This window comes from Occallatibacter sp. FHG110214_02, from assembly GCF_059115385.1.
In genome coordinates this window covers 368,439-382,316 of sequence record NZ_JBZYWK010000002.1, presented here as the reverse complement: position 1 = coordinate 382,316, position 13,878 = coordinate 368,439, and the positions used below count along the sequence as shown (strand labels likewise).

The following is a 13,878-nucleotide window of genomic DNA, read 5'->3' as shown; positions in this document are numbered from 1 at the left end:
GTAGCGGCGATTACCATGCGGGGGAAATTTCATGGTTCGCGCGCTCTCCTGGTGTATGCAAATGCCGCAACAAAGCCTGATTTGTACCAGCTATGTGATTTTTTTGTGACAGGATGGTACAACTCGCGTAAAAATCCGGCACTTGCTGATGTTGGGCGCACATAGGCAGCATGCCCAAACCTATTTACCTGTCAGGAGTTCCATTGGCGACGCGACGTTCGGTTGTAGCTCTCAGCGCTTTGCTGGCGTGTTCTTTTTCCCTTGTATCCGCCCAGACTTCCTCTGGCCCCGTATTCAGTCCGGCATCCAGCCTGATTCCAGTTGGCACACCCGCCATTCCGCTTGCCCTGGTGCAGAAGGCCGCTTCATACACGGAAGCGCGGGAGGCGCACTTTCAGTCCTGGAATCCAGTCAAGCGATCCATGTTGGTGCGCACGCGCTTTGGAGAGGTGCCGGGAATCCATGAAGTCGAGATGCCTATGGGAGCGCGTCATCAGATAACCTTTTTGCACGAACCGGCACGTGAAGCCAAATGGCAGCCGAAGTTCGGGCGTTACTTTGTATTCATGAGTGACACGGGCGGGGCGGAACAATTCCAGCTCTACCGGCGTGATGTTGGCACTGGCCTGGTCACACTGCTTACGGATGGAACCTCGCGTAATATGTACGCGGCCCTTGCTCATGATGGAAGCAGGATGGCCTGGGCCTCCACGCATCGGAATGGTGCTGACCTAGATCTCTGGGTGGAAGATCCGGAGAATCCAAGGAGCGCGCGCCTGTTGTCGCAGTGGCAGGGGGGCGGGTTGCAGGTGCAGGACTGGTCTCCGGATGGACGGAAGATTGCCGTGCTGAATTATGTCTCTGTCAATTCCGCGTCTTTATCGCTGGTTGACACGGCAAGTGGTGCGGTAAAGACCCTGACAGACTCCCTCGATCAGGGAAAACTGGTTTCCTGGGCGCAGGCGCACTTCACACCGGATGGAAGCGCCATCCTCGCGCTTTCGGATCGCGACTCAGAGTTTCATCGAATCTGGCGTATCCCACTCAACGGAGGATCTCCTGTTTGTCTGACTCCCGGCGTGCAGCACGACGTGGATGTATATGCCATTTCAGAGGATGGGCACACGCTGGCTTATTCGCTCAATGAAGAAGGCATTAGCCGGCTCCATCTGGTATCCCTGCCTGCAGGCAAGGAATTGCCCGCGCCGTCTCTGCCGACAGGCGTAATTGCTGACCTGGCTTTCCATCCTGTAACGGGAGAGCTGGCCCTCTCGTTTTCAACTCCCACGCAGCCCTATGACGCCTACACGCTCAAAGCAGGCACGACAAAACTGACTCGCTGGACTGAAAGCGAAACCGGCGGCTTGAAAATGGACGACGAGCAGCCTGCCAAGTTGATTCACTGGACTGCGCAGGACTCCGTGCGCCTCTCAGGCTTTCTCTTCCGCCCTCCCGCGCACTTTACAGGAAAACGGCCCGTCATCATCGACATTCACGGCGGCCCGGAAGGGCAGGCGCGCCCGGAATACCTCGACGATTACCACGAGTATCATTACTTCCTGCGCGAAATGGGTATTGCACTTATCTATCCCAATGTCCGCGGTTCTATAGGCTATGGAAAGAGCTTCTCAATGCTGGACAATGGCGTAAAGCGAGAGGACTCCGTTACGGATATCGGGGCGTTGCTGGATTGGATTAAGACCCAGCCGGATTTGGATGCTTCCCGCATTCTTATCGCCGGAATGAGTTACGGCGGATACATGACGCTTTCCGTGGCGACTCAATACAACAACCGCATTGCGGCTTCAATTGATACGGTGGGTCTGTCGAATATTGTGACGTTCCTGGAAAGAACAGCCGAATACCGGCGGCAGCTTCGCCGTGTTGAATATGGCGATGAGCGCGATCCAGCTACACGCGCCGCTTTGGAAAAGATCGCGCCTGCCAACCTGGCAAGCAATCTGACAAAGCCCATGTTTATCCTGGCCGGCAAGATGGACCCGCGAGTACCGTATGCGGAATCAGAGCAGATGGCCGAAGCAGCACGCAAGAATCACGCACCTGTCTGGTTTCTGGGCATGAAGGATGAGGGACATGTGTTCCAAAAGAAGACAAATATCGATTACGGCTTTTACTTGAAAATCCTCTTCGTTAATCGATATTTGCTCTCCCAGCAATAAGGAGTCGCCGAAGCAGCGCCGAATTGCTTGCCGAGGTTCGGCGTTTCCAATTAAGCTGTTTCACGTTCGGAAATAACAGGTATCAGGCCAATCTTGATAAATGCTCATTCTCATCGACGATTTGAACAGCTATGCAGTTTGGCTGCCCGCGGAGCACTGTCGGACAAAGAGGTGGAAGAGTTGAACAACCACCTCGCCGATTGCCCTGCATGCTGTGATTTCTTGGAACAGATGCTGGCTCTGACGGATGTTCTTCAGGAGTATTCAACAGATATTTTCAAAGATTGAACAGGTTCAGCTTCTGGCTTTCACCACAGATGAAACGCATGCCGCGTTCGGGCTTTCGGGCGCAGTTCATTACCTCGTCTCAATCAGCACTCGGCAAGAGCTCAGCTTAAGCAAGCGCCTTTTTATAAAGGCGTCCTTCCTTCATGATGAGGTGGAAGTTCTTTTCCGGATTGGTGACGAGCTTGATGTCCGCAAGCGGATTGCCTTCGATGAGCAACAGATCGGCATGTGCGTCAGGCTCGATCCCCCCGATGCGGCTTGGGTAAGGATTGCGGGCCGGAGAGCGCAAGCAGTTCACCATTAATAGATGTGGCCGTGAGCAGCACCCGCTCCGGCGGTAAACGCGCTGAAGTCGCGTGGTGATCCGTCATCGAACAGCTGCGCACTTGGCTCAAAGAGTTCTCTCCAGGCTTTCTTCTCGCCAGTATGAAGCGCGTCCAACGCCGCTTGTACTACCGGATGCAATTCAGACTGAGCGTTCATGAGAAGCCCTTTCAGTTGCTGCTGGTTTCGGCGAACGCGGAGTACATTGTCCCTCCGAAGCGTGATCTTCTGGTGTCGAGCTGCTGCACCGCGTCCACCCCTGCCTTACGAAAGAGTGAACGCAGCTTCTCAAAGGTCACAGGATACGGTCCCCAGATGTTGGGGATGGAGCGTTCGTACTCCACAACGAGGAAGCGTCGGCTTACAGCCGCTAGTCTCGAAAGCAGCTGTTCTTGTTCAGGGATGAAATGAAGCGTGTTTGCCATAAGGAACCCATCGCAACTCGGCAGTCTTAAGCTGAGGCTATTGAGATCGGCAAGAAGCGTACGAATCTCGACACCATTATGTCTTTCCGGAATCTTCCGTATTGCCCGCGCGTCTACGTCAATGGCATGAATAGTGCTTCCGGGGGCTAATAACGAAGCGAGGGCTAACGTAAAAACGCCCCCGCCACACCCAAGGTCACACCAGATCTGCGGCTGCGCCCATTCGAGGTGCTGTGTTCGAATGAGTGCGGCTGCCTGCTCAGTCGTCATGCTTTGATGTTAGCGGGTCGTGTATCCGCCGTTGACAAAGATCGTTTGTCCTGTGATCCACCAACCATCGGTAACCAGGAACTCGATGATGGGAGCAATATCCTTGATATCCGTCAGCTTTCCATTCATCGCCGCAGACTTGTGATACGCAATGGAGTCAGTCGTCTCTGCTGGATAGAAGAATGGGGTATCCATTGGCCCTGGTCCGACGCTATTGACCGAAATGCCGCGCGCTCCAAATTCCTTGGCGGCTGCGCGAGTGAAGTGTTCGACAGGAGCCTTGCCGCCGGCATAGGTTGAGTACAGGTCGGTGAATGCCGCCAGAAGTGACGTCACGATGGTCACAACCTTGCCGTTGTCGTTTAACTGCCGTCCCGCTTCCCGCAAAAAGAAGTATGCCGTCTTGGCGTTGATTGCCATCATGCTGTCGTACTCAGCCTCGGTCGTCTCAATGATTGGCTTCTTCAGCACCTTTCCGATAGTGTTAACTGCAATATCGATACCGCCGAATTGCTTCTTTCCCTCTGCGAAGACTTTCTCTACATCGGCCACCCAGGTTCTTCGCACCTCCTGCCACGAGTGCAACCTTTCCAGCCAATTTCTGTCCGGATATGTGCCGTTGCTGACGCTCAACAAGCTGCGCATCTCGTCGAAGGACAGCTTCCTCTTTCGCCCCGAAGTTCGCCTGACGAAGGAGGGCGCGGACGCGCCCTATCTCGAACTGGACATCTGCTGTGTCGTGGATGGCGGGCTCTGTATCGGCGAGGCGAAAAGTAACGACAGCCTCAAGGGCGACAAACTTACGCCAGCCGAGACAGCCGAACGCTACCGGGATCTCGCCATCGCGATGGGAGAGTCCATGGTCGTATTCAGCACCAGCGCTCCTAGGTGGAACCAAGCAAGCCTCGATGCAATCCGTACTGCCTTTGAAAAGCACCCGCACGTTGTCATAAAGCAGTGGACAGCAAGCACTCTCTACAACTGAGGTCCAGTAGCGTGGAGCAGTGTTGGAGAGGGCACCGCGCGGGCTTGATCTGCGCCACGGTGCCAGAGACAGCGGACAGAAGGGCATCTGATCTACTTTTCAGATGTATCGCCCATCTCAAAAAACATTACGGTATACTCCCTATAAAGGGCGTTTCGGCATACATTACAACGCGAAAAATGATCCGAACCGACGCCCCCTGCCATCCACAAGATCCGATGTCGCAGCATCATTTTCGAAGAAAATAAAAGACTTAGCGCATCGGAGCAATAAGCGGATCTTAGGGAGTGAGAGGGCCTTCTAGGGCGACGAAAACCTTCAGAATCAATCAGTTACAAGTTCGCGGGAAGATGGCGTAAAAGCGGTCATCGGTTCGATGACCGGGAAGCCAATTTCAAGCCGCGGTATTCAGGCGGGGATTCAAAACGATTCCCGCGGCCGGTATCCGGAAAAGGGTGTGTAGCACTGACCAAAGCCGCCTCTGGCCACCACTTCCGTTCCACATACAAACCACATACACCGTGCCTTGGCTTCCCGAGCGCAGCTCAGTGGTCTTGTCCGCAGCCCTGAAAAAGCCCTCAACGTGGCGGCCACTCGTCATTTTTGGTGGGAGGCTCCTTGCCGTTCGGAGCAAGTGCGGATGCAGCGGCATATCACTAAGGAACAGTATTTGCCAGGTGCGGCGACGGCTCACGGACCATCGCCAGCTTCCAGGCAGGCATTCAGGCTACGATCAAGCCCCGAGTCTTCAAGACGATGGTCATCCAGCACTACTGAACAAATGCCGGATCGATCACCGTCTTGAGCGTCTTCTCGAACGCGGCCCACTCGCACGAGCCATCTGCCCGGCTACAGCTAGGTACAAACACCGGCACGCGCTCGGGAGGAACAGCAAGGCTGAGCGGAACCGAGTTGCGCATCTGGTCCAGTGTTTGAGCGGTGTACCAGGTGCGTACGGAGAGTGCGCCGGTTTTGTTGTTCTGCCACAACTCAAAAACCAGCGCAGCACCGGGAGGCGTGTCGTCGCGACGGCCATCTTCCAGCCAGTTGATATTAAGATTGCCGGCAATGTTGGCAAGGTTGTTGTCATGGCCAACCAGAATCAGCAAGCGGTCCTCTGGCTTGCTCAGCGCACCAGCCTCTGGCTTGCCGGTTACAGCTTGCCGCATGGAGTGGAGCATGTGGTCAAGCGCATTGGAAGACTGCGAGCGGGCAATGTAAGTGGTGCGCTGTGCAATGTCTTCGCTGGCAACGTGTAGTTGAAGCAGTTCCCGCAGCTTGGCGAGATCAACATGACCCCAGCCTACGTTCTGCTTGTCCATACCCTCGGTGTATTCAAGCAGAAAATCTTCCGTCATGGTGGAGGCAAGCGAGAGCGGAGAACTGAAGTCTGCTATGTGATCGCCTTTGCCAGAAGAAAAGGACGCAGGAACATCGAAGAGAGACTGCCGTGTGGAGCCGTCTTTGTTTTCGCCGCTGAGCAGCACTTCTTCCAGCGCGTTGAGTTGTGCGCGATATGAGTCCGCAACGCCTTGCGCGTTGCCGCCAATACGTCCGGCAAGCGCAGCAGTGGCGAGTGCCTTGTCCGGCTCACCTACTCCCGCGGAGAGCGGATGAAAGAGTGGATTTGGTGTGCCTTCAGGCAATGCGGTTACGGCAACGCCGCATCGGGGAGCGAGCCCTTCGGCAAGTGCCTTGCCTGTTTCGCGCGTGCGCTGGTCAGAGTCGGAAACGATGCGAATGTGCGCCGCATCCTCGCAGCCTGTCGCGGCAAGTAATCCTTGCGAGGCAAATAGCTCGCGGTCATATTTGCCAAAGATGGTCATCAACTGCGCGCCATGTGCTGTCAGGTATCCGGGAGCAACGTTCCACTGCGGCCACGGCTGCCGCGAGTATTTGTTCAGTGTGTCGAGCTTGCCGGTGGGTGAGCGGACACCGTGGCGGGTGTACACGATCACGAACTTCAGAGATGTATTTTCATCCACGGTGCTTTTAGCTGGAATCGCATTTTGCGCCTGCGCTGTAGCGATCCCCACGGCGGCCAAAAGAAGAGCCGCAATTGTCTTCCTCATCAGAGTTTGTCTCCGCATACGGTTTTTATGGGAATAGAGATTGGAAATCAACTTGTTTTCAACTTCAGAAAATGAGAGTGGTGGCGGAAGGTGGATCAATACAAGTCCACCCTCCGCCACTGCGCTATTTGTTGCGGCCTGAATCCCAGCGCAGGCTAAAGCTGTATGTCGGCTTGTAGTATTCGCGCTGAGTCAGATATTGCGGTTGCCCGTTGTAGTAGCCAAAGACCTCGTTGTTGAGGTTCAGTCCATTGACGATTACGTGCAATCCGCGCCACACACGTGCTCCCACCTGGGCGTCCACCTGCAGGTGCGCATAGGAGAAGTTGTCGCCCGTTGGGCCATTTGCCGGACCGGCGGTATTGCCGGAAGGGTCGGGCTGGTTGTTGAACCACTGGTAGGCATAGTTGTAAGCGCCGTTGTAACTGATGCCCATGTGCACATCGGCGCGTCCCAGCGTGTAGCCGGGCTCAATGTTGAAGGAGTGGTGCGCGGTGCCAATCAGCGACGGCGAATCCGTACGCCCCGGAATGCCGTTGGTGTGCGAATTGGCATACGTATAGTTGGCCATCATGACAAGGCCGCGCAGTGCGCCGGGCAGTGTGCTCAACCGCTGCTTCCATGAAAACTCAAGCCCTGAGACGCTGGCGTCGCCGGCGTTAACATTCTGCTGCGCCTCGTCCCCAGGATTGCTCGCCGGGATGTTGCAGAGAGAGCCTGTAATCGAGCAGAGGGTGTAAGTCGAGGCGATGGGGTTGTAGAGCTGCTTATAGAAGAACCCGGCCTGGATCAAGCCGAAGGGGCGAAGCTCCTGCTCCAACAGCAAATCATAGTTGTTGGCGTGGGTAGGCTTTTCTTTGGGGTTGCCAATGCTATAGCGGGGATTGCCGCCGTCCGCTCCATTGTCCAGAACATACGGCGCCAGGTCATAAGGATTCGGTCGCGAGATTCCGCGCGAGTAAACGGCGCGAATGGCGGTCATCGGGGTCACCATCCAACGCGCCTGCACGCTGGGCAAAGGAACGATGTAAGACTGGGTAGTGGTCTCCGGAGTGGTTCCAATCCAGTTGCCATTGTTGTCCAGACCGTTGCCGTTCGGACCAGCTGCGGGGTTCACGTAATAGCCGAGTACATGCACCTGTGTGGCTTCAAAGCGCAGGCCCGTTTGCAGGCTGAACTTGGACCAGTTAATGGTGTTCATCACGTAGCCCGCGGTGGTGCGGTTAATCAGGTCAAAGTTGGCGGAATCCGAGCCTTCCCGCGTGGTTGGCAAATCCAGTTGGAAGTATGTCGGGTTTGCCTGCCAGTAAGAGGTCAGCCTTTTCCAGTCGGTGATAGGCCCCATGTAATAGGTGCCGCCATAGTAGTGGTTGTTGGTGAATCCGGTCTGAAACGGGACAAGGCTCGCGGCGCTGTCGCCCTTGGTCGGTCCAACGTAGTTGTACTGCGGGGTCGATGCGTACTCGAAGGAGTGGTTGTTGCGGAATTGGCCGCCGAATTCAAAGGTTGCCGAGTGCGAACCGAGGTGGTAGTTCAGACCCATTCCAGCCCACTCCTGCAGGTTTAGTGAGACTGCCTGTCCGCTGGTGGTGCGGTAGGTAGCCAGGATGTAGTTCGTCGGGCTGAAATTATCATTCGCGGGGTCCGCATTGGGGAACTCGCATCCCGCTGACCACATGGGGCGGTAGATGCTGGTGGGCGTCCCGGCATAAACGCAGTTGCTCTTGACGTAGTTTTTCAGAGAAGATACCGGGTTCCACTCAGCCCTCGGGTCGCCGCCGGCGTTCTCGAAGCGAGAGCGGGAGACGGCAGAGCCCCAGTGAATCCATGAATTCTTCAGAATGTGGCTGCCATCGAGAATCAGGGTACCGATTTCCGGGTTTCTCGTTTGATTCGACTGGTAGTACTGCGACTTGGAACCGACCTCGTAGTAATACTTGTCGAGAAAGTCCTTGAAATCAGAAAGCAGGAAGTGCACAGCAAGGGTGGTTTTGGGGCTCACCTTGTAATCCACGGTGCTTGTGAGGCCCCAGCGAGTCTCATCCATGCGATACATGCGCTGCGTGTCCTTGGTGTAATAAGGAGTCGTCGAGCCATCAGGGTTGATATCCGGGCTGGGCTGGATGTTGTCAATGCCGCCGCCGTTGTAGTCGGCTACAAAGCCGCCAATCACGCCCCAGCGCTTATCCGCGCCAAAGCGCATTCCTGCGGTTGCGTTCAGCTTGCCGATGTAGCGGGTGTTCTGGATCGGCGTAAAGCCCAGCGTGGTCTCGCCGCTGAGGTAGGGCCGGTTACCCGCCGTTTTGGTCACCAGGTCCACGGAGCCGCCGATGCCATCGGCATCCTGGTTAGCGGAGAGGGTCTTGTTGATAACGATAGACTCTACCATGTTGCTGGGAATCGTCGTCAGGTCGATTTGGTTGATGGTGACCTCAGGCGAAGCCAGGGTCACTCCATCGACTGTGACATTGGTAAGCCGCGGCTCCAGCCCGCGCACCTGGATGTACTCGCCCTGGCCTTCGTTGCGTTGCAGAGTCACGCCGGGCAACCGCCCGGTTGCGTCTGCAATGTTGGAATTTGGCAGCGCAACAATTTCCGTGGAAGGCATAACGTTCACGATATTCTGCGACGAGATTTCCTCGACAGCCGCCTGCGTAAGGTCCTGCGCGCCGCCGGCGACAACTTCTACCTGCTCGCTGCTTGGGTTCACGCTCAGCGTCGCATCGAGCGTCGCAGTCTGTCCTGCGGCCACATCCATTTCCTTGCGGAATGGCTGAAAGCCGGTAAATTCAACAGTGAGCGCATAATGACCGGGTGCCACGCCAGTCAGCGAATACTCGCCCCGCTCGTTGGTAATGGTTGTCTTGCCCAGGGGCTCAAGGTTGATGTGCGCGCTTTGCAGCGCCGCGCCCGAGCTGTCGGTAACTGTGCCTGAAATCAGGCCTTTACCGGTCTGCGCAACGGCGATGGATGCAAGTAAGATGAGGCAAAATAGCAGGCCCGCAGTACGGGCGAGCAGGGTTTTTCGGATGGTAGTCATCCTGTTTTCTCCTGTGTTATTCCTGCGTTCGCGGTGGCAGGGGATATGCGAGGAGTATCTGGGGCCTACCTAATCTGAATCTGAGGATGAGGCCGGAAATGGGCGTTTTTATGGACAATTCATAATCGGCGGATAGCATCGGCTTCAGGATTCATTCATGCAGGTTTTGATTGTGGAAGACAAGCGCAGCCTCGCAGGCCATCTTGGCCGCGCGCTTGAGAGTGAAGGTTATTCCGTAACGCTGGCGTATGACGGAGAAGAGGCGTTGCGTCTGGGGCGCACAAACGACTTTGACGTAATGCTGCTGGACGTGATGCTACCGCGCATGGATGGCGTTACGGTTATCCGCAAATTGCGCGAGGCGCGGATGCGGACGCAGGCGATCATGGTTTCCGCGCGCGATTCGATGGGCGATATTGTGCAAGGGCTGGATGCGGGCGCTGACGATTACCTGACGAAGCCCTTTGCGCTGGATGTTTTGCTGGCGCGAGTGCGGGCGGCTGCGCGCCGTGTTCCTGCGCCGGAGCCTAAGTTGCTTCAATTTGAAGATTTGCTTTTACGCCCGCTGGAATATGAGCTGCAGCGTGGGGAACGCGTGGCTCCCCTTACCAAGACGGAATGCGCGCTACTGGCCGTGTTGATACGGCGCGCAAACTCGATTGTTCCGCATGGCGTGCTGATTGAAGAGGGGTGGAGCAGCGATGCGGATGTGAGTTTTGATTCCCTGTATGTGTTTATTCGCGCACTGCGGTCGAAGATTACCCAGTCCGGCGAACCGGAGATGCTGCATACAGTGCGCGGCGTGGGCTACTCGCTGAGGAGCACCGCATGTTCCTGAATCGCACGTCCATATCGCTGCGGCTGACGTTCTGGTTTGGCTGCATCTTTTTTGCTGGATGGGTGATGTTTGGCGCGGCGATGTGGCTCAACCTGAAACATACGCTGACGAAAGAGCGCTACACCACGCTGAGCCGGCGTATTGACCGGCTGCAGGCGCTGCTTGAGTCTGGCCAGAATGAGCCTGCAGCGGACCGGGCGCAGGACTTTCATGATTTTGCACATGCGACAGGCAACGGGCTTGCAGAAATTTATCGCGCCGATGGTTCCCATGCTTATCCTTCGCCGTCGTTTGCGGCGAAGTCGTTTCCCTGGCCGGCGGTGCCGGATAAGCCGGGCGAGCAGTTTGTTCATGTGTGGTCGTATGGTGCGCCCTACTGGGTAGTGGTTCGCTCGTTTTCGCTTGGCTCGGAGCAGCTATATCTTTACGCTGCTGCACCAGAGGCGGGGAATCTGGTCGTGCTGGAGCAGTTCTGGAAAGGACTGCTGGCGTCAGTTCCGCTTCTACTGCTTATCTCTTCGGTAGGCGGTTATTGGCTGAGCCGGAGAGCGTTGAAGCCGGTGGACCGCATTACAGCTACGGCGCGGGCTATCAGTATTCGCAATTTGTCAGAGCGTGTACCGGAGACGCAGACGGGGGATGAGTTGCAGAGGCTTGTAGAGACGTGCAATGCGATGCTGGCGCGGCTTGAGTCTGCTGTGAATCAGATTAAGCAGTTCACGGCAGACGCCTCTCATGAGTTGCGTGGGCCGCTTTCATTCATGCGCACAGTGGCGGAAGTGGCACTGCGCAATCCCCAGGCCGACAGCGAAAGCCGTGCCGCGCTTGAAGAGATTGTGGACGAATCCGCAAAAGCCGCGAAGCTGCTTGAAGACATGCTCACACTGGCCCGCGCCGATGCCGCCGGCACCGATGCCGTGCTCGCTCCGCAAGACCTCGCCGCCGCGCTCAATGAGGCTTGCGAGATTGCCCGTCCCATCGCTGCTGAGCGTAACCTCTCGTTTTCCGTCTCGCTTCCGCAGGCACAGCCGCTCTTCGTTCTCGGCGAGTTCTCGGCGCTTCGCCGGTTGTTCTGGATTCTGCTCGATAATGCGCTCAAGTTCACTGAGCCGCACGGCGAAATCAAGGTCGCGCTGGAAGCAACAGCGGAGCAGGCCACGGTTCTCATCCACGATAGCGGCGTGGGCATCCCTGCTGAGGCGCTGCCGCACATCTTCGACCGCTTCTATCGCGCCGATCCCTCGCGCAGCCACGTGGAGGGCTCGGGTCTCGGCCTCGCCATAGCTCAGTGGATCGCAGAGATTCACCACGCCAAACTTTCCGTAGTCAGCCAGTTGCACCAGGGAACCGTGGTATGTCTCGCGCTGCCTCTTTCTCCAGACCGTTCCCCCGCTGCCTGAGCAGGCTCCTGTGAAATTACCGGCGCGCCATGTGCCGCTAAGTGAGGCACATGGTCGCACCGGATTAGTATTGTTAGCGATTCATGTGGTAAACAAGCAGGCCGGCGTCATCGATGGGGGTCTTGGGATGGACGACGAAAAGCTGCTTGCTCTTGGAAAGTAGCAGGCCGGTTTTTCCGCCATTGGTGGGAATGTTCGTGAGCAACGTGTAGTGATCGGCGGAGTCTTGGTGGAAGATGCTCATGCCTTGTGAGGCAAAGATATAAATCAGCTTGGACGCAGGATCCCAGGCCATGCCATCGGCGATATTCATGCAGGGCTGTTGCGTGACAACCTTTCCCGTGTTGGCATCGAAGACATAAAAGATACCCGGCTTGCGGCCCACAACGAAGAGGCGATGGGTTGCCGCGTCCAGCGCCATGGAAGTATTCAGATTCAGGTCGGGAGTTGTCCATGTATCAACGAGCTTCATCTCTTTGAGATCAACAACGCCGATCTTCTTCTGGTCACGAATGTTGACGTAAAGCTTGTCTGCCTTGTCATCAATTGCAATTGCTTCCAGGTTTACGCCTTCCACACGAATGTGCCCAGTTACTTTATGGGAATCGACATTAATCGCGGTGATTTCCGAATAAGGAAGATTTGCGGATTTTCCGCCGTTGCCAATATAGAATGTACGTCGTGGCGCATCGTAATAGCCCACATCCGGCGAATCAGTCTTGCCGGTCACAGAGCCGTCAAGCATTTGTATGCGGTCAACTTGATGAAAGTCTTCGGCGGAGAGAAGCAGCGTTGAAGAATAGCCGCCATCGGCAACAAGTAATTCATCTTTCTCTGCGACATAAGCCAAGGTGTGCGGCGTTTTCACGCCTGGGACGCTCTTCAAATGTGCACCAGTGGCTGCGTCAAACACTTCGAGCGTGTGATGTTCTTCAGCAGCAATGATGATGTGATTGCGCCGGGTATCCAGAGCAAGAAAATCGAAATCTCCTTCGATACCTGGCAGCGGAGTCCATGCAGTTAACGTAACCGGAGATGCGTTGTAGCTGCTCTGAGCTACGGATGAAACGGATAAGCCAAGAGATGCAAAGAGAGCAATAGCTACTGCAGCTTTCACAGGGTTCCTTTCGGGTTTGCGGAAGATTTGTGGAGGTAATGCGCGCTTGCCATCTTCGGTTTATAGCAGCGGACTCTAAAAGCAACCTTAGAAATACCCATGTCACGATAAATTCAACGTTCACTGAGCTAGCAACTCTTCCATACGCAGCGCATGCGGCGCTAATCATGAAGCGCTTCTGAACGCAAAAGCGTTGTTTTTTGCGCAAATCAGCAAGAGGCAATTGTGAAAAATTGACAAACAATTGCAGAAGCCAGGAAATACGAGGCCTTTCTAAGGCGGACCTAAGATTCATTCGGTTGAATAGGTCTATCGCTGCTTTCCGGATCGCTTATCCATCCATGGCTCTTATTCCGGGAGCGCGAAGGTGCTTTGAATCGAGATATTCCCAAAGGTATTGAAAAGGAGTGCATCATGCTAAGACTGTCCGCCAGACCTATTCTCCTCGGAGCTTTATTGCTGGGCCTTACCTCTGTGACCATGCAGTCACAGGAAGCGTCGGCCAAGAAGCCTTCCAACATTGTGCAAGTCAATGCACCACTGGCGCAGTCGCTTGTCGATAAGACATTCGCGCGCCATACCGGCGAGATTGGTAAGCTCGGCCTTCATGCGGTTCCGCCGGGATCGACGGATAACGTCATCATTGCTTCCAACATCCGCTCAAAGAATGGGAAAAAATCTTCGCCTGCAGATCTAGAAAAACTGGCAGCGGCCAAGCCTCAGGCTGCCCGCATTGACAAAGAACAAATCTTTGACTTGCTGATTCCTATTACGGATACGCATGGCGGTGACCTAAGTGGCGGATTCGTTGTCATGGAAGTGCCGTTCACAAAAGCCAGCAGCGAAGACGAAGCTCTCAAGATTGGCGTGGCCATTCGCGACGAAATTCAGAAGCAGATTCCCAGCAAAGATGCCTTGTACCGCTAACCAACGTTTGGA

At 55.6% G+C, this 13,878-nt stretch carries 13 protein-coding genes; 6 read left to right on the top strand and 7 right to left on the bottom strand.

Features of this window, described 5'->3' with window-relative positions; all coding sequences use genetic code 11:
* The first annotated feature begins 203 nt into the window (after positions 1-203).
* Both AC5S3R_RS03505 and AC5S3R_RS03500 read left to right on the top strand, forming a co-directional pair.
* On the top strand, positions 204-2,180 hold the full coding sequence (locus AC5S3R_RS03505) for a S9 family peptidase (RefSeq protein WP_494265286.1): 1,977 nt from the start codon (positions 204-206) through the stop codon (positions 2,178-2,180).
* Positions 2,181-2,273: 93 nt separating this feature from the next.
* Positions 2,274-2,468: a zf-HC2 domain-containing protein gene (locus AC5S3R_RS03500; protein WP_494265285.1), complete on the top strand. Its 195-nt coding sequence runs from the start codon at positions 2,274-2,276 to the stop codon at positions 2,466-2,468.
* Between the two features lie 106 nt (positions 2,469-2,574).
* Here AC5S3R_RS03500 and AC5S3R_RS03495 read toward each other — a convergent pair whose 3' ends face one another.
* The 4 genes from AC5S3R_RS03495 to AC5S3R_RS03480 are packed head-to-tail and all read right to left on the bottom strand — an operon-like array spanning position 2,575 to position 4,039.
* On the bottom strand, positions 2,575-2,757 hold the full coding sequence (locus AC5S3R_RS03495) for a hypothetical protein (RefSeq protein ID WP_494265284.1): 183 nt from the start codon (positions 2,755-2,757) through the stop codon (positions 2,575-2,577).
* An 11-nt stretch (positions 2,758-2,768) separates the two neighbouring features.
* A complete protein-coding gene (locus AC5S3R_RS03490; protein WP_494265283.1) occupies positions 2,769-2,951 on the bottom strand; it encodes a hypothetical protein in 183 nt (60 codons plus the stop codon).
* A gap of 11 nt (positions 2,952-2,962) precedes the next feature.
* Complete coding sequence (locus AC5S3R_RS03485) at positions 2,963-3,487, bottom strand: class I SAM-dependent methyltransferase (RefSeq protein WP_494265282.1); 525 nt, start codon at positions 3,485-3,487, stop codon at positions 2,963-2,965.
* Positions 3,488-3,496: 9 nt separating this feature from the next.
* The gene (locus AC5S3R_RS03480) at positions 3,497-4,039 is read right to left on the bottom strand and encodes an SDR family oxidoreductase (protein ID WP_494265281.1); all 543 of its coding nucleotides are present in this window, start codon (positions 4,037-4,039) and stop codon (positions 3,497-3,499) included.
* A 67-nt stretch (positions 4,040-4,106) separates the two neighbouring features.
* On the opposite strand from AC5S3R_RS03480, the gene AC5S3R_RS03475 reads away from it, so the two are divergent.
* Positions 4,107-4,472, top strand: a complete 366-nt coding sequence (locus tag AC5S3R_RS03475) for a hypothetical protein (protein ID WP_494265280.1) — start codon at positions 4,107-4,109, stop codon at positions 4,470-4,472.
* A gap of 770 nt (positions 4,473-5,242) precedes the next feature.
* Here the strand turns inward: AC5S3R_RS03475 and AC5S3R_RS03470 are convergent.
* Positions 5,243-6,544 (bottom strand): histidine-type phosphatase, encoded by a 1,302-nt coding sequence (locus tag AC5S3R_RS03470; RefSeq protein WP_494265279.1) that lies wholly within the window; start codon positions 6,542-6,544, stop codon positions 5,243-5,245.
* Positions 6,545-6,668: 124 nt separating this feature from the next.
* Positions 6,669-9,584 carry a TonB-dependent receptor gene (locus AC5S3R_RS03465; protein ID WP_494265277.1) on the bottom strand — a complete coding sequence of 972 codons (2,916 nt, stop codon included), beginning with the start codon at positions 9,582-9,584 and terminating at the stop codon, positions 6,669-6,671.
* Between the two features lie 157 nt (positions 9,585-9,741).
* Here AC5S3R_RS03465 and AC5S3R_RS03460 point away from each other — a divergent pair, with 157 nt between their 5' ends.
* Together AC5S3R_RS03460 and AC5S3R_RS03455 are read left to right on the top strand one after the other, a co-directional pair.
* Entirely contained in the window at positions 9,742-10,422 is a 681-nt protein-coding gene (locus tag AC5S3R_RS03460) for a response regulator transcription factor (RefSeq protein ID WP_494265276.1), read from the top strand.
* Positions 10,413-11,822: a sensor histidine kinase gene (locus tag AC5S3R_RS03455; protein WP_494265273.1), complete on the top strand. Its 1,410-nt coding sequence runs from the start codon at positions 10,413-10,415 to the stop codon at positions 11,820-11,822. Before AC5S3R_RS03460 ends, AC5S3R_RS03455 begins: the two co-directional genes overlap by 10 nt.
* A 73-nt stretch (positions 11,823-11,895) precedes the next feature.
* On the opposite strand, the gene AC5S3R_RS03450 is transcribed toward AC5S3R_RS03455, so the two are convergent.
* A complete protein-coding gene (locus AC5S3R_RS03450) occupies positions 11,896-12,939 on the bottom strand; it encodes a YncE family protein (protein WP_494265272.1) in 1,044 nt (347 codons plus the stop codon).
* Between the two features lie 414 nt (positions 12,940-13,353).
* On the opposite strand from AC5S3R_RS03450, the gene AC5S3R_RS03445 reads away from it, so the two are divergent.
* Positions 13,354-13,866 carry a hypothetical protein gene (locus AC5S3R_RS03445; RefSeq protein WP_494265271.1) on the top strand — a complete coding sequence of 171 codons (513 nt, stop codon included), beginning with the start codon at positions 13,354-13,356 and terminating at the stop codon, positions 13,864-13,866.
* Positions 13,867-13,878 lie beyond the last annotated feature (12 nt).

Coding starts and splice junctions, on each gene's coding strand:
- AC5S3R_RS03455 (WP_494265273.1), top strand. CDS start 10,413: ATGTTCCTGAATCGCACGTCCATATCGCTGCGGCTGACGTTCTGGTTT.
- AC5S3R_RS03485 (WP_494265282.1), bottom strand. CDS start 3,487: ATGACGACTGAGCAGGCAGCCGCACTCATTCGAACACAGCACCTCGAA.
- AC5S3R_RS03445 (WP_494265271.1), top strand. CDS start 13,354: ATGCTAAGACTGTCCGCCAGACCTATTCTCCTCGGAGCTTTATTGCTG.
- AC5S3R_RS03465 (WP_494265277.1), bottom strand. CDS start 9,584: ATGACTACCATCCGAAAAACCCTGCTCGCCCGTACTGCGGGCCTGCTA.
- AC5S3R_RS03490 (WP_494265283.1), bottom strand. CDS start 2,951: ATGAACGCTCAGTCTGAATTGCATCCGGTAGTACAAGCGGCGTTGGAC.
- AC5S3R_RS03460 (WP_494265276.1), top strand. CDS start 9,742: ATGCAGGTTTTGATTGTGGAAGACAAGCGCAGCCTCGCAGGCCATCTT.
- AC5S3R_RS03470 (WP_494265279.1), bottom strand. CDS start 6,544: ATGAGGAAGACAATTGCGGCTCTTCTTTTGGCCGCCGTGGGGATCGCT.